General features: G+C 45.7%; 26 protein-coding genes and 1 pseudogene. 5 read left to right on the top strand and 22 right to left on the bottom strand.

Features of this window, described 5'->3' with window-relative positions:
* Window positions 1–50: 50 nt before the first annotated feature.
* The 17 genes from ACYVR3_RS02355 to ACYVR3_RS02275 all read right to left on the bottom strand — a co-directional run bounded on the left by ACYVR3_RS02355 (window position 51) and on the right by ACYVR3_RS02275 (window position 8,612).
* Complete coding sequence (locus ACYVR3_RS02355) at window positions 51–449, bottom strand: type II toxin-antitoxin system HicB family antitoxin (RefSeq protein ID WP_461242976.1); 399 nt, start codon at window positions 447–449, stop codon at window positions 51–53.
* 19 nt (window positions 450–468) lie between these two features.
* Window positions 469–660 carry a type II toxin-antitoxin system HicA family toxin gene (locus ACYVR3_RS02350; protein WP_461242975.1) on the bottom strand — a complete coding sequence of 64 codons (192 nt, stop codon included), beginning with the start codon at window positions 658–660 and terminating at the stop codon, window positions 469–471.
* A 112-nt stretch (window positions 661–772) separates the two neighbouring features.
* On the bottom strand, window positions 773–1,042 hold the full coding sequence (locus tag ACYVR3_RS02345; RefSeq protein ID WP_461242974.1) for a type II toxin-antitoxin system RelE family toxin: 270 nt from the start codon (window positions 1,040–1,042) through the stop codon (window positions 773–775).
* A complete protein-coding gene (gene relB / locus ACYVR3_RS02340) occupies window positions 1,032–1,271 on the bottom strand; it encodes a type II toxin-antitoxin system RelB family antitoxin (protein WP_461242973.1) in 240 nt (79 codons plus the stop codon). The genes ACYVR3_RS02345 and relB overlap by 11 nt, the downstream gene beginning before the upstream one ends.
* A gap of 268 nt (window positions 1,272–1,539) precedes the next feature.
* The gene (locus tag ACYVR3_RS02335) at window positions 1,540–1,944 is read right to left on the bottom strand and encodes a hypothetical protein (protein ID WP_461242972.1); all 405 of its coding nucleotides are present in this window, start codon (window positions 1,942–1,944) and stop codon (window positions 1,540–1,542) included.
* Window positions 1,944–2,543: a hypothetical protein gene (locus ACYVR3_RS02330; RefSeq protein WP_461242971.1), complete on the bottom strand. Its 600-nt coding sequence runs from the start codon at window positions 2,541–2,543 to the stop codon at window positions 1,944–1,946. The genes ACYVR3_RS02335 and ACYVR3_RS02330 overlap by 1 nt, the downstream gene beginning before the upstream one ends.
* 4 nt (window positions 2,544–2,547) lie before the next feature.
* Window positions 2,548–3,009, bottom strand: coding sequence for a hypothetical protein (locus ACYVR3_RS02325; protein WP_461242970.1), 462 nt, complete (start codon window positions 3,007–3,009; stop codon window positions 2,548–2,550).
* A gap of 11 nt (window positions 3,010–3,020) precedes the next feature.
* On the bottom strand, window positions 3,021–3,437 hold the full coding sequence (locus tag ACYVR3_RS02320) for an HTH domain-containing protein (RefSeq protein WP_461242969.1): 417 nt from the start codon (window positions 3,435–3,437) through the stop codon (window positions 3,021–3,023).
* A gap of 11 nt (window positions 3,438–3,448) precedes the next feature.
* Entirely contained in the window at window positions 3,449–4,522 is a 1,074-nt protein-coding gene (locus ACYVR3_RS02315) for a hypothetical protein (RefSeq protein ID WP_461242968.1), read from the bottom strand.
* Window positions 4,523–4,533: 11 nt separating this feature from the next.
* On the bottom strand, window positions 4,534–5,481 hold the full coding sequence (locus tag ACYVR3_RS02310) for a DnaD domain protein (protein WP_461242967.1): 948 nt from the start codon (window positions 5,479–5,481) through the stop codon (window positions 4,534–4,536).
* 250 nt (window positions 5,482–5,731) lie between these two features.
* Window positions 5,732–5,995 (bottom strand): hypothetical protein, encoded by a 264-nt coding sequence (locus ACYVR3_RS02305; protein WP_461242966.1) that lies wholly within the window; start codon window positions 5,993–5,995, stop codon window positions 5,732–5,734.
* On the bottom strand, window positions 5,995–6,303 hold the full coding sequence (locus ACYVR3_RS02300) for a hypothetical protein (protein ID WP_461242965.1): 309 nt from the start codon (window positions 6,301–6,303) through the stop codon (window positions 5,995–5,997). The genes ACYVR3_RS02305 and ACYVR3_RS02300 overlap by 1 nt, the downstream gene beginning before the upstream one ends.
* Window positions 6,296–6,589 (bottom strand): hypothetical protein, encoded by a 294-nt coding sequence (locus ACYVR3_RS02295; RefSeq protein WP_461242964.1) that lies wholly within the window; start codon window positions 6,587–6,589, stop codon window positions 6,296–6,298. Before ACYVR3_RS02295 ends, ACYVR3_RS02300 begins: the two co-directional genes overlap by 8 nt.
* Window positions 6,590–6,978: 389 nt before the next feature.
* Window positions 6,979–7,272: a hypothetical protein gene (locus ACYVR3_RS02290; protein ID WP_461242963.1), complete on the bottom strand. Its 294-nt coding sequence runs from the start codon at window positions 7,270–7,272 to the stop codon at window positions 6,979–6,981.
* A gap of 16 nt (window positions 7,273–7,288) precedes the next feature.
* Window positions 7,289–7,549 (bottom strand): hypothetical protein, encoded by a 261-nt coding sequence (locus tag ACYVR3_RS02285; protein ID WP_461242962.1) that lies wholly within the window; start codon window positions 7,547–7,549, stop codon window positions 7,289–7,291.
* Between the two features lie 69 nt (window positions 7,550–7,618).
* A complete protein-coding gene (locus tag ACYVR3_RS02280) occupies window positions 7,619–8,362 on the bottom strand; it encodes a Rha family transcriptional regulator (RefSeq protein WP_461242961.1) in 744 nt (247 codons plus the stop codon).
* A 37-nt stretch (window positions 8,363–8,399) separates the two neighbouring features.
* Window positions 8,400–8,612: a helix-turn-helix domain-containing protein gene (locus ACYVR3_RS02275; protein ID WP_461242960.1), complete on the bottom strand. Its 213-nt coding sequence runs from the start codon at window positions 8,610–8,612 to the stop codon at window positions 8,400–8,402.
* Window positions 8,613–8,781: 169 nt separating this feature from the next.
* On the opposite strand from ACYVR3_RS02275, the gene ACYVR3_RS02270 reads away from it, so the two are divergent.
* Both ACYVR3_RS02270 and ACYVR3_RS02265 read left to right on the top strand, forming a co-directional pair.
* The gene (locus tag ACYVR3_RS02270; protein WP_461242959.1) at window positions 8,782–9,432 is read left to right on the top strand and encodes a helix-turn-helix domain-containing protein; all 651 of its coding nucleotides are present in this window, start codon (window positions 8,782–8,784) and stop codon (window positions 9,430–9,432) included.
* 54 nt (window positions 9,433–9,486) lie between these two features.
* Window positions 9,487–10,665, top strand: coding sequence for a site-specific integrase (locus ACYVR3_RS02265; RefSeq protein ID WP_461242958.1), 1,179 nt, complete (start codon window positions 9,487–9,489; stop codon window positions 10,663–10,665).
* Window positions 10,666–10,793: 128 nt separating this feature from the next.
* On the opposite strand, the gene ACYVR3_RS02260 is transcribed toward ACYVR3_RS02265, so the two are convergent.
* Together ACYVR3_RS02260 and ACYVR3_RS02255 are read right to left on the bottom strand one after the other, a co-directional pair.
* Complete coding sequence (locus ACYVR3_RS02260) at window positions 10,794–11,474, bottom strand: phosphoribosyltransferase family protein (protein WP_461242957.1); 681 nt, start codon at window positions 11,472–11,474, stop codon at window positions 10,794–10,796.
* Window positions 11,474–12,811: pseudogene (locus tag ACYVR3_RS02255) on the bottom strand (DEAD/DEAH box helicase). Before ACYVR3_RS02255 ends, ACYVR3_RS02260 begins: the two are co-directional and overlap by 1 nt.
* Before the next feature lie 53 nt (window positions 12,812–12,864).
* Between ACYVR3_RS02255 and ACYVR3_RS02250 the strand changes: the two are divergent.
* Entirely contained in the window at window positions 12,865–13,530 is a 666-nt protein-coding gene (locus ACYVR3_RS02250) for a YigZ family protein (protein WP_461242956.1), read from the top strand.
* A gap of 58 nt (window positions 13,531–13,588) precedes the next feature.
* On the opposite strand, the gene ACYVR3_RS02245 is transcribed toward ACYVR3_RS02250, so the two are convergent.
* Complete coding sequence (locus ACYVR3_RS02245) at window positions 13,589–14,683, bottom strand: glycosyltransferase family 4 protein (protein WP_054736354.1); 1,095 nt, start codon at window positions 14,681–14,683, stop codon at window positions 13,589–13,591.
* Window positions 14,684–14,958: 275 nt separating this feature from the next.
* Here ACYVR3_RS02245 and ACYVR3_RS02240 point away from each other — a divergent pair, with 275 nt between their 5' ends.
* Together ACYVR3_RS02240 and ACYVR3_RS02235 are read left to right on the top strand one after the other, a co-directional pair.
* The gene (locus ACYVR3_RS02240) at window positions 14,959–15,396 is read left to right on the top strand and encodes a CidA/LrgA family protein (RefSeq protein ID WP_054736356.1); all 438 of its coding nucleotides are present in this window, start codon (window positions 14,959–14,961) and stop codon (window positions 15,394–15,396) included.
* A gap of 30 nt (window positions 15,397–15,426) precedes the next feature.
* Window positions 15,427–16,191: an LrgB family protein gene (locus tag ACYVR3_RS02235; RefSeq protein WP_461242955.1), complete on the top strand. Its 765-nt coding sequence runs from the start codon at window positions 15,427–15,429 to the stop codon at window positions 16,189–16,191.
* A 994-nt stretch (window positions 16,192–17,185) separates the two neighbouring features.
* Here ACYVR3_RS02235 and ACYVR3_RS02230 read toward each other — a convergent pair.
* Window positions 17,186–19,021: an APC family permease gene (locus tag ACYVR3_RS02230; protein WP_057152399.1), complete on the bottom strand. Its 1,836-nt coding sequence runs from the start codon at window positions 19,019–19,021 to the stop codon at window positions 17,186–17,188.
* 618 nt (window positions 19,022–19,639) lie between these two features.
* The gene (gene groL / locus ACYVR3_RS02225) at window positions 19,640–21,262 is read right to left on the bottom strand and encodes a chaperonin GroEL (protein ID WP_461242954.1); all 1,623 of its coding nucleotides are present in this window, start codon (window positions 21,260–21,262) and stop codon (window positions 19,640–19,642) included.
* Window positions 21,263–21,317 lie beyond the last annotated feature (55 nt).

The following is a 21,317-nucleotide window of genomic DNA, read 5'->3' as shown; positions in this document are numbered from 1 at the left end:
ATCTTCATATAGCGAATACAAAAAAGCCCCCGATCAACGAGGGCACTTCACTAAACACCTAATTTAACTTTCAACGCCTCAGTGGCCACACCGGACACGTTAACGTTGTTCTCTTTTGCAAGGTCATTCAAATACTTGGGTACGGTGATCGTCCGTCTAACAGTCTGCGAGTTCTTCCGTAACCACTTCTGCATATCCACCGACACGTAAATGATTCGGGAATGCTCGTTTACTTCCCAGTTAATGGGATCTTGTGGTTCGGGGTATTCGTCAACGTCTTCTAGCATGGTAGCAATGGCATCTTCTGACCAATAAGCAGCATCCGCCAGCGTATCACCCTGAGTCACCATACCTTTAATGTTGGGGGACGTAGCTACAAAGTAATGGCCGTCCTCGTCGTTGAACTCTTCCACAATCACGGGATAAATCAATCGCTTTTCCATGGTCATTCGGTACACCAAAGCAAGGCTATTTCAGCCCTGCTTCTTTTCTGATTGCCTGTTCGGTACCCTTACGAAGCTCGCCACTGTGAAACGGTATTTCAGTAGTTCGTCCGTCCGGGTGTTCATATCGCCTATGACCGCCACGGCCTTTATCCGATACGAGCTTAAAACCGGCTTTCAGTAATTCCTTCTCCATTTTTCTTGGAGTGCTTGGCATACCGCTATCCCCCTTTCTGTATACATACATTATACATACTTTTTACAATTAAGTAAATACTTTATACGTGTAATTCATCATAAAAAAGCCCCCGATCAACAGGGACGCTACACTAAAAATCATATACATCTCGACGGTGACCCACCGACAACGCTAGCACTACCAATTTACCCTCATCAATCTGGCAAATTACCCGATAGTTTCCAATTCGATACCGCCACAAACCACTTAAATTAGACTCTAAGCCCTTGCCCCGGCTGTACGGATCTTCGATACCATCAATGTTGGTATATAGCCACTGCGCTATTAATCGGGCTTGGTGTTTATCCATCTTTTTGAGTTGTTTCTTCGCATCGTTTGAAAAGTCCAGCCTATAGCTCATCGTCTACCCCGCCAAACTCCGCTAATATCTCACTCATGGAATGGGTCTTCTTGCCACTCTCCTGATAACGTTTATAGGCAACCTCAGCAACCTGCTTGTCGTATTCATCTTCTAGCTGCTCCATTGAATACTGCTTAACTAAATCAGATAGCGTTAAACCGTAGAAGTCTGCCATATATTGCAACCACTCTTTTTCTTGGTCACTCACTCGGACTGTAATCATTGCCATATTCAACACCTCTTTCTGTATTACATTGTAATACACGTCAAATAAATTGCAAGCGACCAGCATCAAAATAGCGCCCCTGATCAACAGGGACGCTACTTAACTTACTCTAATTTATCTTCATAGGTGTAACCGGGTTCGCTGTCATCACTGAAAAACACTTGTACCCGTACTTCTGTAATATCTCGATATAGCCTAAACACCCGGCGTAATGCGCTCACGCACCGCCACAACATGGCCGAGTGCCTGTTTCTGCTGCTGTTCATCGTCTTCATTTGTTACCCTCCAATTCGTCCAATTGTTCTAGCATTCCATACGCTACCTGTCGCTGATCTTCGGTAATGTCTGGATCGTTCAGCCGTTGATTAGCAAGCTCTCGAATTACATAGGCATCCGCCATCCATCCCTCAGGGGACTTTCTGAAATGTTTATCTTCAAACTGAGCGTATACCGGCCACGCCTGTTTAAACTCTGCCAGCGTGTACTCTTCCGGCTTAGCTTCCTCAACTAGTCCTCGATCAATAGCTGCTTGCGTAGGCTGTCCGCTCTCATCCATCATCCCGGATTTAACCATTTGCGTATAGAGCTGTTGTTTCGTCACATCAGTGGCACCCTGTTCTTGAATTATCTTCCATGCTCGCTCAACCATGGCTGGGTAGTTAATATTCATCTTCATCATTCATTCTCCATTCTTTTAACTTGGTATTCGTTGCCGTCCCGATCAAAGTACCGGTGGCCACCGCTGTAAGTCACGTCATACAACGTCACGGCTTGTTGGTGTACCCGTGGTAACGGATGGGTAGCGATGTACTGATATACCGCTTCTGGCGTGTGGTGCAATTGTTTAGCAATAGCCTGCCGACTTAGCCCCGCCTCAATGAGTGTTCTCATCCGCTGTTCAGTACGTTTAATCTTAACGGCCTGTTTAGTCGTCCCCAACGATAACGCTAACTGAACTGGATCGGGTGCTGGCCTTGCTCGTCTGTGGGGGCGTTTAGAATGTTTATATAACTTTATAGCTGTGAGATACTTAATCACCTTATCATCAGGCCAATCAACGTTGAACGCAATTTCTCGCACCGTCATGCCATCTAGGTAGCGGGCACTGATCCATTCTTTCGTACTCAGGCGGCCGGGTTCCTTGCGCTCTGCTTGTTCACGTAAGCGAGTAGCGTACTCCCAAAAAGCTTTGCAAGTGGGACAATCAGGCTGGTTGCAATGATAAACGTCGTGCTGGCCTTCAATGCTGGTTAACCCTTTTGTGGTATAGCGCATCTCATCACCACGATTCACTCAATACTAGGTAATCGCCTGCCGCTTTCGTCGCATCATATACCCGATCAACTAGCCCAATCGCAAACCGTCGTTCATCCGCATGCCGTGAGCTGTCATTAATCACATCTCGCAAGCTCTGCATTAGTTCGGTAATGTCGGCCGTCCACTCGCGAAGCTGCTGCTTGAACTGGTTGAAATCAGCCCGAATCTGGTCAACGTCGCTATGATCCGCAACTAGCAACGTAGCAAACTCTGAATGTGGTTTAATCATCGTTGGCTGTCTACTGTCATCTTCACCGAACTGGTAGTAATCAGCTTCTAACGCCACCAACTCATCCTGTCGTAAATGCATCCGTGTAATCAGCCGATATAATTGTCTGTCGCGCCGTTTAAGTTCCTGCCGTCTACTTATGAGTGAATCGGCCTGTTCGTTCCACAGCGTTAATATTTTAGCCTCAGTTGTCATCTACGGTCACCTCACAGTGTCTTCTTCAAACGGATGCTTGCACCGTCACTAGTCGGGGTCACGTCTAGCAACTCTGAACCTAGTTCCGCCCACAACACCGGATCGGCAGCAGCATCCGGCAAGTAGCCGTTAATATCAGCTCGTTCTAGTTGGCTCAAACTGTGCTGTTCCGTGGCAATCTGGCGTTTGTACTGCGCAATGCCCGCTTGCTTCTCTTCGGCGGTCTCCGCAATGAAATAACCCGAATCCCGATTATTGCGGCTTGCCATCACGGGAATGCCCACGTTACGTAGTGCTTCGATTGAATCGTACACTTTACGCTGACTTAACCCGGTAGCCGCCATAATATACTTGCGACTAGTTTTGTGAGCCTGTCCTTTATGCAATAGCCGCAACACTTCAATATCCTGCTTGATTAGTTTTCTCATGATCGTCCCCCCTAGTTCATTCGTCTATCTGGTAACTGATTAAAATCAATAACATGTTCCGGTTTCTTGGTCATCAACCGACTGATGATTTTTGAGTTGTACATATAATCTAACTCATCGCCGTTGTGATTAGTCGTGATTATATTAGCCTTCCACTGCCGTGCATCCGCTATTCTAAAAATTGCCTTTTGAGTGGTTTCGTTGGCCTCTTTTATTTCACGTCTCATGCTGGTATCGCTGCCGAGGTCGTCCCAAACGACTAAATCGGCCTTAATCATTCGTTTCTCCAACGTTGCGCGTTCATCTAGTCGCTGATCGTTTAAGTTAGCCATTAATAAATCTTCAAACATCGCCATGCTGACAATTAAGCAATCTGTTTGCAGCACTGAGTTCTGGTTCACATCGTTCATAATGGCAACCGCCAGCATGGTTTTACCTCGCCCGGTCTTACCCGTGAATATTGCGTTAACATAGTGCCCATGCTTGAACTCGTTGCTAATAGCCTGCCCTTGCATCAATACCCGCTTAGTAGCCTCATCTGGCGTTTTAAAGTCGCTAAATTGATAATCAATCCGGCCACCGTAGTTCATCAATGAACCAACCTTAGACAAGCGCCCTTGTTTCTGTTTCTGATACATCGCATTGATTGCCTTATCCTGTTCTGACAACGGATGCAGTTCTTCAAACGTGGGCTTAGGTAACGTTAAAGGATCGACGTTAAAAACATTTACAGTCGGCTGCACGTTATACCTTAAATGCTCAACGATCCGTTTCACATAGTCGAAATTAATCACTTTGTAGTTAACCGCTCGTTGCATCGCCACCAAAAACATATCGTCTGCACGCTTCTCCACATCATTAGTGTTTAGAGTATCGGCTAGGTTGCCAACTAAATTATCTAGGTTTTTTTTCAAACGAATTACTTCTCGATCCCACTGTCGACTATCAACAACACTTTTCCAGTAGTTAACGGCCTTGCTGTCGGTATACTGATCCTTGTACCTAGCAACATCAATTTCAGACTGAGCTTCAATTGCTGATTCCTTGATTTGTTGCATTTCATCGCTTACGCCTATATTTTGCATGTTTAAGCCTCCTAGAATGGTAACCCGGATGATTCCTTACCTACCTGCTTTAAACGCTCCTCTGCGCTTATTTGAGCCGAGTTAGTTACCTTACGTTTATCAGTCTGCTGTGCTTGCCACTGATTTTTGTTAGTCTGAGCTTGAATAACCGTAGTAATGTTCTTACTTAGATAATCCTTTAGCGTTGATTCAACGTAGTTCCATCTTGTTGCGTTAGCATCTACGGCTTCACCTAGTGCAAACTCAATCAACCGATAAGCTGACTCTTTGCTAGCGCCTTTACTCTCAAACTGGTTAACGTAACTTTCTATGTTTCTCTGGTGCTTATCCGTCAACGTACCAAATCCATTTTGATTCCAAAAAGTAGTTAAACTCTGTTGTGCCTGATCCGTTTCACTTGAATCATTATTCGGCTGATCTGGGAGTTTTTCTTTTTCTTCCTGCTTCCTGTTATCCTGATCCTCACTATTTTGATACTTAGAGAGAGAAGAAGAAGAATTCTCTTCATTCTTATCATTCTCTTTATTCTTATCATTCTTGTTAGTTGTTAGTCCTTTGTTAGTCCTTTGTTGGTCGTTTGTTAGTTGATTGTTAGTTGCTTTGTTAGCTTGCCCATCCGAACTTTGGAATAGCCCCCAGTTAACAATGGTTATAAGCCTACTTTGCTTTGTTGATTCGTTTGTTAGAAAACCTAACTTTTCAAATCTAAGTAGTGCAGTTCTCACGTTCTGGGTAGTGATATTTTTACCACTTTTTTGAGCTATTTGAGCTAAACTGGTAATCATTTGACCGGCCTGAACCACGTACTTTCTGCCGTGCCATTCCCACTCATTCGGAACATGGTTAGCCATCAATAGCAGTGTGATTAAAACAACTTGGTGCTCTGCTCGACTGTTTAACCATATCGGCTTATCAAGTAACTGACGGTACAGCTTAACCCAACCTTGATTATCTGCCATATTGCCATCCCACCTTTACCGACAAACTAAATCAAGCACTGGTATTTTCCCCACTTGTGGAGAAGTCCGCTGTGCCGCTATTAGCTGGCGCTGAACCTCTACGGCACTATCCGCTATTGATTGGTGTAGTTCAGTAAGCCGTTGCCGTGAGTGAGCTGTTAAGCGTGTTCTGGTGAGTTCTGAATCTAGTTGGTGCAATTGGTCGGTGAGTGTCCTTAGCTGCTTCTCAGCCTGTAAAATGTACTCCGTGCTAGTTGTCATCGTTCGTTACCTCCCTTGATTGCGTTTCAGTGGCATACTCGCTGCTAATATCCATCGCTAAATCACTTACTAGTGATGCGAAACACCGGGCTTGGTCAACAATCACGTTCAACCGATCTATACGGCTACATAGTTGTTCCGGCGTCTCCGTGTAACTGTAGTTAGCTTGGGCTTGTGTAAATGCCGCCGTACTTAGTTCTGATACTGAAATGAGTTGCTCAACCTTTGCTGTGATGATATTACTTCGTGCCATTACTTAACCTCCGCTAAATCTTCTAGGAACGTACCCAACCACGCTTGAATGTCTTCGGACTCCCACGCCAGCCGCCTCATTGTTTCAGCTATCCGTGAGCTGTTATAGAGCTTGTCACTTAACTGCTGGCATAGTTGTTCCCATTGGGCATTAGTCGGCTTCTGAATACCATTTATGGCCGTTGCGAGTTTAATACCATCATCGAAATACCATTTCATGACTTCGTTCAGTGAAATTAACTCGTTCACCCGATCGGCCAACTGTTTCAGTTTAAAATTAGCATCGCTTAGTTGTGATTGGTTAGTCATTACGTGCCCCCTGATCGTCGTTTAAGTCATCATGTATTGAGTCGGCTAGTTGCGTGTTCAGCGTTGTTAGCTTGATTGACTCTGTGACCAATGCTAGGGCGCTTATTATTGCCGCCTGCTGCTGTCCAAGTACGTGAGTGACCGTTTCAGTGGTTACGTTGCTGGCGTCGTTTTGTACCGCATTAAGCGCCACTTTAGCGGATGTGAGTAATTCAATGATCTGATAGTTACGTTGGCTAAGATGAATTGCTTTCATCCGTGCCGGTTGATTTTGCTGATTGTTCAATGTAATCTCCCCATTTCCTTATAATCTGGGGGTAATTCTGGTAGAATGAATACACGAAAAGAGCTATACGGAATGCCTTTTTCATAGGTGTGTGCTGGGTCGCCAAACTTACAGCACACGCCGTTTTTGTATTCTCTAACATAATCGCCCTAATCCTCTTTCATGAACTGTGCTAAGTAAATGCCGATATTTACGCCAGCTATTAACGCCGCTAGTGCTGAGATAGCCATTACACCGAATAAATTGCTCATACGCCTCTCACCGTCCTTTCAAGTTAACGGATAACTAACCGAATGACTGCCCAACCCTCGTTAAATCGCAATAATATGTGTCTGATGATGCTTAATTAATCCTGCCGCCGCGGTGTGATTAATTTTTATTGGTTGGTGCTACATATTGTTTAAAATCCACTGTGTCATTTCGTGCTTGTTTCCCGAATAAACATCAGCATCACCCAAATAGTGAACTGGGAGACCTTGTTTGATTAGTACATTCAATGTCTGCTCTGAAATATCAAGGTACTTGGCTATGTGTTTCTTCTTAGAAACCCAATCCGAATCAATGTAGGCTTTCTGCCGTGCATCCGCTACGGCGCTGGTAATCGTTGCCATAACGCTTTCCCGAAGTGCTGCCGTATATTCGGGATCAAGTACAACCTTGATTTCTGGTGCTGGTACGTCCATTTAAATCAATCCTTTCTTAGTAAACTTCAAACTCCAATTGCTTATCGAAATAGGTTTCGTTCATCCGTAACTCGTCGATTGTGATACTCTCCTGGAATCCCTCGTACTCGTCTTGGCAATCATCGGCTGACGTGATGGCGGTCGCTGCCTTCATTGCAAAAGCATCCCGGGCACGCTCCGCCTTCTCCATGCTGTTGAATACGCCAATCAAATCAGAATACGCCGGGTTATCAATCCCTGTTACAGCCGTGTTCATCGTAACTAGAAACAATTTCACTGCGCTGTCTCCTTTTCAAAGTTCGTTGGCTAATAACGTTTCGTTATAAGCCCGCCAGTTCGGCATTTCCTATGCAGACTTCTTTTCCAGTAACATATCCTTCAACACGTAATAGTCCGTGGTGCCGGTGCTGTAAGCGATAATGAGCTGGTTTTCAGCATCAATGTACTTGTCACGTTCAGCGCTCGTTAGCGCATCCGCAAACGCTGATACCTTCTGATCTAGTCCACGGTCACGTTTTAGCTTATCGGCTTTGTTACCGGCAGCCGTGATATAAAGCAAGTTGGTGAACTTACGAATCTGGCCGCCTAGATTGTCACCGGTGTAATACTTCTGAATCGTATCAGTGAGCCGTTTGCGTTGCTTACCCTCAATCTCGTATAGAATCGACCGCTTAGCCAACTCTTGCTCCTGAGCATTGAAGCGATCAAGAAACATCAATTTGAATTTCAGTGAATCTTTACCATTGAAGCCGGTTGTTAGTAAAACAAATCCATCTCTGTTCATATCGAAACTACGAACCGTTCGACCGTTTTCAGTGATGTATTCAGTTTCAAAGAAGCAATCCTTGAACCTTTTTAACCCGATGTCGGGACTTAGTTCACCTTGAATTGCATCCGTTTTCGGATTGATTACATCGTTAGTTGCCCTTATTTTCAAGGGCAACTCATCCAACAACTTTTTCCAATTCTTACGAATATCGTCAATTTTTTGTAGTACGTTATCAGGTCGCTTATGAAACGCCTTGGCCACCGTCAAACTGCTGGTGATGGCGTCCCGGTTGCTGATGATGACGTTTAAATCTAAATCCATAGTGATACCCCTTTCTGCTGTGACGTGGTGGCAAATGCTACTGCTTAACTGATTCTTTTGGCGTGTACTCGATTAAATCAGATAGCGGAATCTGCAAGTAATCACAAATCTTGGTTAGGGTGCTGAGTTTTACGGCATCCGACCTACGATGATATACGGCGGAAATCGTACTTCGACTTAAGCCCGTTCCTAAAACAACATCACCAATAGTTAAAAGTCGTTCCCCTAAAATTGCTGACAGGTTATTCATCTTTCAGAACTCCTTTATAATTATTTCAAAAGTTATATAACCTTCGATATGTTAAATGTACCACTCGCTTTTCGATATTACAAGCTACAAATGATTTTTAATATCGACATTTGAAGTGTGTATTTGTGATATACTGTCTGTAAAATCATTGTAGAAAGAAGGCATTAACATGCTAGCAAACCGTTTAAATGTGCTGTTAGCAGAGCGCCAGTTGTCCATCAAAGAAGTTGTTGATGAGTTAGGCATCTCCCGAAGCGCTGTGTCTAATATCGTCAATAACCCACAGGCAAATATCGCAACCGACACAATAGATAAGCTTTGTAATTACCTCGGTATTACTCCCGCTGACTTTTTTGTGTACGCACCATACCAATTTGAGTTTGAAGATACGATGAAAATAACCACTAAATACGTAAATTTAGTGGTGAAACATAATCAGTTAGAAGAATCTATATCTTATGAAATAGTGTTAAAAACCCCTGATTCGTTCGGCCCCTTTGATAGTGCGTTTACAGGAAACTACGATTTATATGTATCCCTTGTCGGCTATGTTTCCGAAGACGCTGGTCTAAAACCCATATATAAGCAGTTACCCGTTGCGTTTCAGAACCAACTGAATAATCTGTTATTTGACCACATATCTGATCTGATATTAAAAAATACCGATTTTCCTGTATTAACCTCCAACGCCAGAGACAAATTAACCTTTGGGGCTTTAATTCATAGACCAAACGACAACAAAATATTAAAAATCGCTTTTGATTTTCCTTGGGGGCGTTTAAAAAAGAACCTCGATGTAGAACGTTATACTTTCGTTTAAATTATTTTCCCCCTACATACCTGCCGCCGCTGGTACACAAAGGGAATGATATTTATGGCAAGTTTCAAGAAGTATCTCGATAAGAACGAAGAAGAACGTTGGATGTTTCAAGCCTACTTGGGCACTGATCCAGCTACCGGTAAGAAGGTTAAGACTACCCGCCGGGGCTTTAAACGCAAAAAAGAAGCCCAACTGTGTCTGGATCGACTACAGTCGGACTTCAACCATAAAGGGCTGGCACGCCCTCAGATATTCACGTTTCAAGAACTATACGATCAATGGCTAGTGAGTTACCGCAATACTGTTAAAAGCAGTACGTTTGTCACGGCTACGTCATTGTTCAACAATCATATTTTACCAGCTTTCGGGAATCGGCGCATTGATAAAATCACCATTCCCTACGTCCAACAAGTCGTTAATCAGTGGGCGAAACAATTAGTGATCTATAAGCAGTTGCTCACGTACTCCGGTTTAGTGTTCAAGTACGCTATGCGGTTAGAGCTTATCGACAAAGACCCTACCAAGCTGGTAACACACCCGAAGGTCAAGAAGAACAAATCTCCACGTAACCACCCATTGCCTGATGACTGGGAAAACTATTATAACGAAACTGAGCTGCAGCACTTTTTCGATTGCTTAGATGATGACGCTAGCCGCCACCACCGTGATCAGCAAAGAGTGCTGTTTAAGGTACTGGCGTTAACGGGGATGCGTGAAGGTGAACTGATGGCGCTAACGTGGGCTAACGTTGATTTAACGGATGACGTGATCCACATCAAAGCAACCACCGCTAACAAGGTTGAAGGTTATGGCCTCCAATCACCTAAAACGGCTAGCTCCATCCGTTCAATTGATATTACTAGCGATACTGCCCGCTTGCTTAAGAAGTGGCAGCTACAGCAACGACAGCTATTACTCATGCAAGGGTTCAACGCTAACGGCAAGGATCAACTCGTATTCTCCAATCGGGAAAACAAGCATCTCAGACAAGGCACGTTACGGTTATGGCTGGTGCGCATCATCGACAAGTACGAACTCAAATACATCACGGTGCACGGCTTACGCCACTCGTATGCGTCCCTGCTGTTTGCTTCTGATGTGAATATCAAAGCCATTTCAAAGTTAATGGGTCACACTGATATTAAAGTCACCATGGATAAGTACACTCACCTCTATGCGAACGCTAAAAAAGAAGCCGTCCAAACACTCGAAAAACACCTCAATCTGAGCTAATGGCATTCAAAAGGGCATTCACTTCCGCAAACTAAGGCTCACAAACCGCCACAGATAGCGGTATTAAGCGATTCTCAAATTTGCGTTGTTAAAAGCGCTACAATACACAACGAATTACTGAAAAAAGTTTACCCATGAGCAAGGGTCAACCCGTGTACTTCACCTGCCCCTGACTCGCGCAAAAGCGTTGCGGCGTGCCGAATTGTCCGGCCAGTCGTATACACATCATCGACGATTAAAATTCTTTTATTGACGAGTTGATCATTTTCAATATTTAACAAAAAGGGTTGCGGTGTCAACATTCGCTGTTGCCGGTTTTTATCTGCCTGTGGGATGCCCTTTTCACGCTGCTTAGTTCGCAATGCCTCAACGACCGGGATGCCTTCCAATAATCCGGCAACTTGATTAAACCCGCGTTGATACAACGTTACCGGTGTGATGGGAATCGGAACAACCATCTCCGGGTGCCACGCAACAATTGCCCGTCGCATCGCGGTTTGAAATATTACCCGTAGTCGGTAGTCGCCGTTAAACTTATACTGGGACATGAACCGTTTTAACTGATCATTATAGTGATACAAGGCTCGGTTTTTAAACCCATCCTCCGGCCAACGAACGCAATCTTGGCAGATTTGGGGCTGTTCCTGCTCGCGGCCACACTGGACACACGTTCGCTGTTGGTCAATTCGTTCAAACTGGTCCTCACAGTTACCGCAAATTACGGGTTCTGGCAACCGCCGAAAACTCAATAAATCAGCCAGCGTGATTTCTGACGTCACCACTTGGCTACACAATAAACAACTCACCATTAGCCATCCTCTCGCTTCAGTAGCTGTCCCTTTCGATTCACCAACTTAATCTGTCGTTGTGCGAGTCGAACCGCAGCCGTCTCGTTTTGACAAAAGAACTGCACGAGACCATCCGGCGCATCCGCTCGCCGCCCAGCTCGACCCGCAATTTGAACCAGAGCTGCCGTTGAAAATACCGGATCATCCGCGCCCAACACGAACACATCGATATCTGGAAACGTTACCCCGCGCTCCAAAATGGTCGTCGTTACCAAAAACAGGCATTCCCGTGAACGCATCGCTTGCACTTTTTCGTGTCGTTCTGGGTCAGCCGCGTAAACAGTTGTGACCGGTATTTTAGGAAACGCATGGTTGATTGCGGCTGCCACCAATGCTAAGTCCCGAATATGCGGTACAAATAGCAAAAATTGCCGCTGGCTGTCCAACCGCTGCTTCATCAACCTGCGAAGTTGGCTTGGCAGTTGTTGTTTTCCCAATTGCTGTCGCCAATTTTTACTTCGAGTCACGTTGATGACTGGTAACGGATGGCCATGATACCGGAGTGGCAAATAGCTAAGTTGCAACTGGCCACGCTTGACCTGCCGCAACAGTTGCCGACTCGGTGTCGCCGTCAGATACAAAATTGCGCCAGTCGGCTTTTTAGCCTGCTGAGCCGCAAATAACAGCCCCGGATCAGACGCAAACGGAAACGCATCGACTTCATCCACGATCAAAACGTCAAAGGCATGGTAAAATCGAAGGAGTTGGTGCGTAGTACAGATGGTCAATTGACAATAACGTTACGGTTCCGGGGCATCGCCATACAATACGATTTGCTCAACTTCCTGAAACGCCTCGCGAATCCGGGGAACTAGTTCCAGACAAACGTCGATTCGCGGTGACGCAATTGCCACTCTCAATCCGGCTTCAACGGCCCACTGAATCCCCTTAAATAACATTTCGGTTTTACCAGCGCCAGTGACCGCCCACAATAGGTGATCACTGTGCGCCTGAAAATGGTGCAAAATTTGTTGACTACACGCGTCTTGATGGCGGGTCAACTGACCTTGCCAAGTCAGCGCGGGTTTGGCGACCTCCGGAAACCGATTGGGATCTGGTAAGTGCCAAAGTTGCTGCTTAGCGGTGACTCGCCCAAGTTGAAAGCAATGCGGGCAGTAATAGCGACCATCTGGTAACTTCACGGTTTGGGCTTTAGCCCGCTGATTGCATCGTTGGCAATGGACCCAGCGCCCTACTAGCTTTAAAGCGGGCCGTGATTCAAGTTGCATTTGATACGGTTCAGAAACGACCAACGTTTCTTGTAGCACTTGGCGACCAAATAATTGCGTTACTTCCATTTTGATTCACCTCCTGTTCTATAAATACGTAAACGAAACGAGGTTTCATTCCTATGTCTGAAAATTATTTAACCCTAAAGGCCAATGGCCAACACACCATTGACATCAAAAAATCACAGTTCATTTGCAGTCTCGCCCGAATTTCAACTAAGGAAGAGGCTGACGCGTTTATTGAAGCCACTCGAAAAGCTAATCCGAAGGCCAATCACAACTGTTTCGCTTATATGCTGGGCGAACATGACGATGTTCAACGCGAAAGCGACGATGGCGAACCCTCCGGAACCGCTGGTGTGCCAATTCTCGAAGTGTTGAAAATGACTGACCTTCACAACGTCTGCGCAGTTGTCACCCGGTACTTCGGCGGCATCAAACTTGGCGCTGGTGGATTGATTCGGGCTTACAGCAACGCGACTTCCCGGGGTATCGAAGCCGTGGGCGTGGTGAAACGGGTCCTCCAAACCGACCTCGCACTCACCGTTAGTTATGCCAACTTTGATAAGCTTAATTATTATTTACAACAAAACACCGTGAGTGTGCTGGATACGACTTACGCCGAAAACGTCACCGTCCAAATTGCAGTGGACGTTCCTGACGTTGAGGCCACGCAAACAGCCGTCACTAACCTATTAGCCGGACAGGTCACCTTTGTCGTTGGCGAAGATCACTACCACGACGTTGAGGTGCCGTTGTATCGAAACGACCATCCGAATGCAGACTGAACCAATCAAAAAATCGGCGCTTCCTCAAACGAGAAGCGCCGATTTTTTAGTTTAATCATTAATGCGAATTCTTAGACGTGGTACTCTTAACCACTTTATTGATCCAATTTAACAGCGGCTGGCGGTTCTTCCCAACCAACCCGATGGCTTCCACAAAAAGCTCCAAGCCAATCAAGCTGGCAATCGTGAGGAAAATCGTCCCCCAGCGTGGTGAGATTGGGTACAGCAGTGAGATAAACGCAAAGATCATGGCAATGCCGTAAATCACGAGCACCGTTTGCCGATGCGTTAACCCGATCTGCATCAACCGGTGATGTAAATGGTGCTTATCCGCGTGCGAAATCGGTTGCCGATTCAATAGCCGCCGCAAAATAGCGTAAACCGTATCGGTAATCGGCACCCCTAAAATGATCACCGGAATGATCATGGAAATAAAAGTAACGTTTTTCAAACCGTACAGTGAAAATACTGAAATCATGAAGCCGATGAACAGCGAGCCAGTATCCCCAAGGTAGATTCGGGCCGGAAAGAAGTTATAAGGCAGGAATCCAACCATCGCTGCAACCAACGCAAAGATACTGATACCCACGAACGTATTTGCAGTATTTAGGAAAAACAAGCCCGTAATTCCCATTGTTGAGAGTGCGATGATGCCAACTCCGGTCGCGAGACCATCGAGGCCATCGATCAGGTTCACCGCGTTAGTGATGGCGAGGATCCAGATCCACGTCACTGGCAGGCTCCACCAGCCGATCGAAATCATGCCGACAAACGGAATCGTCAAGTGAATCATCTTCAACCCAGCGCCGAAGTAAACGACCAACGCCGCAATTGAGATCCCCAGAATCTTTTGCCGTGGTTTCAATTCAAAGACGTCATCGATCATCCCGGTTAGGATAATCACGCACTCGCCACCAAAGACCCCCCACAGTTGCCGGGTCGGAATCTGCGCCCGAAGCAAAAAGACTGTGGCAAACGTATAGGAAAGGAAAATCGCAAGTCCACCCATCGTCGGCATCGGTACTTTATTGACACGTCTGGCATTCGGATTATCAATTGCTCCGATCCGAAACGCTAATTTTCGAATAAATGGTGTCAGAATTGCCGAAAAAATCATAGTCGCCATTAAACTGACAATGATTTCAAATTTCATTGCTCGTCCTCTCTTCATTAGTCAATTATTTCTATTATACAAATCGTTTTCATGAAACACAAATTTTGAATTGAAAATCTAAATTAAATCAGTTAATTTTTGAACAAGTTACCCCCTTAAAGAGTTGATTTCACAATGTATTCGCTTTCATTTGTGAATTCGTTAAACATTAGCCCCTTGCGTTTTAGAGCAAAAGTTATTATAATCTAGTTGTGAAGTGAAAACGCTTTGCAAGTTTGTGAAATGTTTATATATTTTGAAAGGAGTGTTTATCCATGGCAAGTAATCAGAAAGCTGCCAACACGACGGAGGTTGAACACGAACCAGCTCCAATTTTGCAACAAATGTTCATTTTTGGGCTTGTGCTGTTCGTATCTTCATTGATTTCACCATTATTCCCAGCATCATTCCCAGTTCCAACTCCCGTTCTTGGTATTGTCATTTTATATTTATTATTAACTTTCAAGATTGTCAAACTTTGGCAAGTTGAAAAGATGGGGGACTTCTTGGTTAACTTGATTGCCTTCTTGTTCGTTCCATCCGGGATTCAAATGACTGCCTCACTTGATATCATGGCTAAGTCCGGTGTGCAATTGATCATCGTTATCATCTGTGCAACGCTTATCATGTTGGTCGTTATTGCTTACACGACTGCCGGCTTCATGTACATCAGCCGTCACGTCTTCCACAAGCAAACCGATGTTACCGAATAACAGTCATTTATAGAGAAAGGATGAGCTTTCATGACATGGGCAACGTTTTTAGGGAACGCCTTAGACACTAATGTTGGTGGGATTGCCTTCTTCGGTATTTTCCTCTCATTAGCCGTATTCTTAATTGGTCAATATTTATTCAAGATTTCAAATGGTTTCTTCCTTTTCCAACCCCTCTTCTTCGGGATGGTTTTAGGGATCTTTATTCTTTGGTTGATGGCTAAATGGTTCAACGTTACACCAACGTACTTCTACCAAGCAGCCTACAAACCAGGTGGGGACATCTTATTCTGGTTCTTGAACCCTGCCACTATTGCTTTTGCTATTCCACTATACCGTCGGAACGATATCGTTAAACGTTTCTGGCTTGAAATTGTGCTTTCATTAATCGTCGGGATGATTATTTCCCTCTTCGCCATCTACGGTGTTTCAAAGCTCTTCGGCTTGAACAACGTGATGATTTCTTCAATGATGACGCAAGCTGCTACGACTGCCATTGCGATGCCAGTTGCCGGTGCTATCGGTGGTAACACTGCCGTTACTGCCATGGCATGTATCTTGAACGCCGTTATCATTTACGCCTTGGCAACCTTCTTCATCAAGATCTTCCGTTTGAACGCTGATCCAATCGGTGCTGGTCTTGGTTTAGGGACTGCCGGACACGCCGTTGGTACTGCCAAAGCCGTTCAATTGGGTTCTATCCAAGGTTCTATGGCTTCCATCGCCGTTGTTATCGTGTCAATCGTTGTCGACCTTGTCGTTCCAACGTTCGCACGTTTGGTTGGTTTGGTTTAAATCGATCATTAATCAAAAGACTCGAAGCATTGTGCTTCGGGTCTTTTTTTGTGGTCTAATCCCCTACCTGCTGTCACTTGTGTCTAGCGTAAGCATTCTTCCGTTCAGTTACTGTCGATTCCGGTAAGCAGCTAGGTTCCTGCTGTGGGGCCGGTCTGAGCCAAAGAGCGGTCTCAAACCTCGAAGTTAAACCTCGCCAAAACCCATGCGAGTCTTAACTTCGTCCCCGATAATTGGCGGTTGTTGGAAGAGCATCAACAACCACCAATTATCGCGACACAGCATCCACCTAGCCGCTTACCGAAATCTTACGTTGGCGTAATTCGGCACTATTGTAGACCATCTCAAGTGCTTAGCTAGACACCTTGAGGCGATATCGCAATAACACTAACGTTGATTCGACAAACGCAAAATTGATCAGCAGTCACCGTTTCATAATCGAGATGAATAAGCATCGATATCTTCTTAATGTCAACGTGACGCACGACTGACAGATTTAGCATTGCACAATCGTTGATTTGTTGATGTTACTGAACATTGACCACTATCGTTTCTTACGATTGTTGAGTCAGCATTGAGCATTGCGGTTATGCAGTTTTGTCAACTTCAGATTATTGCAGTTAGCAATTAAGTTTCCGACAGCGCACTCTGTAGCGGGAGGCGGAGGCGCGCGAGGCTCAGCAGTGTCGGTATGACTTAAGCAGTCGTAGTCCGTGGGGTTCGGGCTGCGAGTGCTTTAGTCATACGCGGATCCGGAGAGATCCGGCATGGAAGTGGTTTCCTTCCATTCCTAGCTCGTAGGCCCGCCACTGCGTTCCAGCCTCGCATAGCGCCGGAGCCTTCCGCGGCATCTTCCCACTATAGGAAACCAGAATCACCTCACAAACTAAACACACTATCGCTGGACACAAACATCAGTTAAACAAACGTGAAAAACAAAAACCGGCTAAGACGCATATTTTTAGCGTCTTAGCCGGTTTAATATTTAAGTGCACTATTGTTTCAAGTGGTAGCTATAAGTCGAGACAATGATGTTTTCACGGGTATTTAACGCTGTCCGTAATCGCAAAGCCGTTTGGTTATGCAGAATGTTTTGCCATGGCCGTCGTGGAACGAATTGTGGCACCAAAACGGTAGTGGTAAAGTTTCGTTCTGCTGCTCGCTTGGCGATGACATCACAGAAGCGCAACGTTGGTGTAATGATTGATCGGTATGACGAGTGAATATCAACGAACCGGACGTCTGGGAACTCAGCCTTGAATTTCTGGGCTGTTTTATGTTCCTTACGTGGGTTCTCGTCAAACGATACGTGCATTGCAATCACGTAGTCCCCAACGGAACGGGCGTAATCGATTGCGCGCGCCGTCACCTGCGTCACGTTGCTGACAAGAACGATCACCGTTGCCCCATCATAGTGATGGTTGACCGATTGACTGTCCTCGCTCACCCGCAATTGATGAGCAACGTTCTTGTAGTGCAAGTGGATCCGGTAGAACAGGTAATACAGACCTGGCATGACGATCAAGTATGGCCAAACGTTCCCAAAGTGAAGCATAAATAGGAAGACGACCAACGCTAACGAGATAAAGGCCCCAATGAAGTTGATGAAGGCCTTGAGTGGCCATAATCCTTCACGTACGCGGAACCAGTGCCGAATCATCCCTGATTGCGACAGTGTGAACGGTACGAACACCCCAACCGCATACAGTGGAATCAGTAAGCTAGTTTGCCCGTGGAAGATAATGATCAAGACGATCGCACCAACGGCTAAGGAAATGATCCCGTTGGAATAACCTAATCGATCACCACGGTCCAGATAGGCGTGTGGCAGGAATTTATCCTTCGCCAGGTTATAAGCCAAAATTGGGAAGGCCGAAAACCCGGTGTTGGCAGCAACGGCCAAAATCAAAGCCGTTGAAAGTTGTAACAAGTAGTAAAGCATGCCGTGTCCGAAGACCGCAGTCCCGATTTGAGACAGAACCGTGTTATCGAATTTTGGCACAATGCCTAAGTAGTAACTCAGAAAAGTAACGCCACTCAGGAAGACGGCTAAGATACCAGCCATAATTGCCAAAGTTGCTGATGCGTTGTGACTCTTTGGTTTATGGAAGTTCGGCACAGCGTTACTGATGGCTTCCACCCCGGTTAATGAAGACGACCCAGATGAAAAGGCTCTGAAGAACAGCAACACGGTCATCCCTGTTACGGGCGCGCCAACCGGTGCCGACGCATGGTAAATCACTTGACCGGTGGCAATCTTAAACATCCCCCAGCCAATCATCGCAAGCATCATGACAATGAAGAAATACACTGGCAAGGTCAGGAATGACGCAGACTCGCGCATCCCTCGTAAATTCAGTGCCATAATAAACAACACAATGATGATCGAAATGCCGACTTGGTGATGGACTAACGCCGGAATCGCCGACGTAATCGCATCGGTCCCAGAAGTCACCGAAACGGCCACCGTCAACATGTAATCAACCAACAATGACCCACCAGCAACTAACCCCGCTGGTTGGCCCCAGTTGGTCGTTGCAACAACGTAGGCACCCCCACCTGAGGGGTACGCGTGAATAATTTGTTGATAGGACAACGTAATCGCAAACAACAGTACCAGCACTAACGCAACAACCCAAAGCTGATACATTAACGCTGCTGCGGAGAGCGTAATCAGGACCGTTGTAATTTGTTCAGTCCCATACGCAACGGATGATAGCGCATCAGACGACAACAAGGCTAACGCTTTAAACTTCGTTAGCGCCTGTCCGCCTTCATCCGTGGTCTTCAACGGTTTCCCTATTAACAACCGTTTCAAATAACGCCACATGTTCTTAACTCCTTTATCGACGAATAACAGCTACCAACTACGCTAAACCATAGCTGATAGCTCCTACTTCAAAATGGCTATTCTAAATAAATTTATGCCGAAAACTGGAATGCAAAATCAATAGGTATTGTACACCTTTCACTCTACAATTACTATCGGTTTTCAAAACTTTGTCCGTTAGTCGGATAATCTCGATTTTACCGTACGATTAAGTTGGCATCATCTATGTTAACGCTTGTGTCCAGCGTAAGTGTTGGGTGTGATTTGGGTGTTGGCTGTTTGTCGTCGCTTCGCTCGCCAAAGTCGCATGAAAATCGGCGCTCTCAGTCAACAAAATTCGGCGCCACTTAAACTGTTATTTTCAGGGTTCCTGAAGTTGTATGAACTTGTCAACCACGCGTTTTCTGGCCACCACGCCGAATGGTGCTGCGCGAGACTGAGAGCTGCATGTAGGGGCACTTCGATAAAACCGCCAGGCCCAGGCGCTTTCACCGAAGTGCCCCTACACACTGCTCTCAACCCGTCTCGCTCCGCACACTGTCGCTGGACACAAGCGTAAACAAAAAACCACCCCAACTTAATGAGGTGGTTCCTTAAATAATCATAAGTTAAGTCGGCTTACATCATACCGCCCATGCCTGGTGCGGCTGGGGCAGCTGGCGCAGCGTCATCTTTTGGTTCGTCAGCAACAACGGCTTCAGTCGTTAATAACAAGGCTGAAACAGAGGCAGCGTTTTGAAGTGCTGAACGCGTTACCTTGGTTGGGTCAACGATTCCGGCATCAACCATGTCAACGTATTCGTTAGTTGCGGCATTGTAACCCATGCCGGCTTCTAACGTCTTCAAGTGTTCCACAATAACTGAACCTTCAAGACCAGCGTTTTCAGCGATTTGACGAACAGGTTCTTCCAAAGCACGACGAACGATGGCAACACCGGTTGCTTCATCGCCCTCTGCTTCGACCTTATCCACGTCACCAATGACGTTGATCAAGGCAGTCCCACCACCAGCAACGAAGCCTTCTTCAACGGCTGCACGAGTAGCGTTCAAGGCATCTTCGATCCGGTATTTACGTTCCTTCAATTCGGTTTCAGTTGCGGCACCAACACGGATAACAGCAACCCCGCCGGCCATCTTAGCCAAACGTTCCTTTAGCTTGTCACGGTCGAATTCAGAAGTTGTGCCTTCGATTTGTGACTTGATTTCAGCAACCCGTTCTTCGATTTGTTCCTTAGAACCGGCACCTTCAACGATGGTCGTGTTGTCCTTGGTAACGTTAACCTTGTTAGCTTGACCAAGTTGTTCAAGGGTTGCGTCCTTCAAGTTCAAACCAAGGTCGTCGGTGATAACAGTCCCACCAGTTAAGACGGCAATATCTTGTAATTGCGCCTTACGACGGTCACCAAAGCCTGGGGCCTTAACAGCAACAACGTTGAACGTCCCACGCATCTTGTTCAAAACAAGGGTTGGTAAAGCTTCACCAGTAATGTCATCAGCGATGATCAAAAGTGAACGGCTTTGTTCAACAACACTTTGCAACAATGGCAAGATGTCTTGAATGTTGGCAATCTTCTTGTCAGTGATCAAAATGTAAGGGTTGTCGAGGTTGGCTTCCATCTTATCGTTATCGGTAACCATGTATTGTGACATGTAGCCGCGATCAAATTGCATCCCTTCAACAACGTCAAGACTCGTATCAACACCACGTGATTCTTCAATGGTGATGACCCCATCATTACCAACCTTTTCCATGGCGTCAGCGATCAATGAACCAACTTCTTGGTTAGCTGATGAAATGGAAGCGATTTGGGCGATATCGTCCTTAGTAGCAACCTTGTGGCTCATCTCGTGTAAAGCCTTAACAGCGGCTTCAGTGGCTTTTTCGATCCCGCGACGGATACCAACTGGGTTAGCACCGGCAGTAACGTTCTTCATGCCTTCGTTAACGATTGCTTGGGTCAAAACAGTGGCAGTCGTCGTCCCATCACCAGCGATATCGTTGGTCTTTGAAGCAACTTCGGCAACTAACTTAGCACCGAGGTTTTCAAAGTGATCAGACAATTCAATTGCCTTAGCAATCGTTACCCCATCGTTAGTAATGGTTGGGTTGCCGTATGATTGTTCCAAAACGACGTTACGACCCTTAGGACCAATGGTGGTCTTAACAGTGTCTGCTAATTTATCAACGCCACGTAACATTGCTGAACGCGCGTCTTCAGAAAACTTGAGTTCCTTAGCCATAATTTATCTTCACCTCATAAAATAGTTGTTAATTTAAGTTCAGCGTTTTAAATAC

It is taken from the genome of Secundilactobacillus muriivasis, from assembly GCF_054785195.1.
The sequence above is the reverse complement of the archived record's forward strand: the minus strand, read 5'-3'. Positions and strand labels throughout refer to the sequence as shown.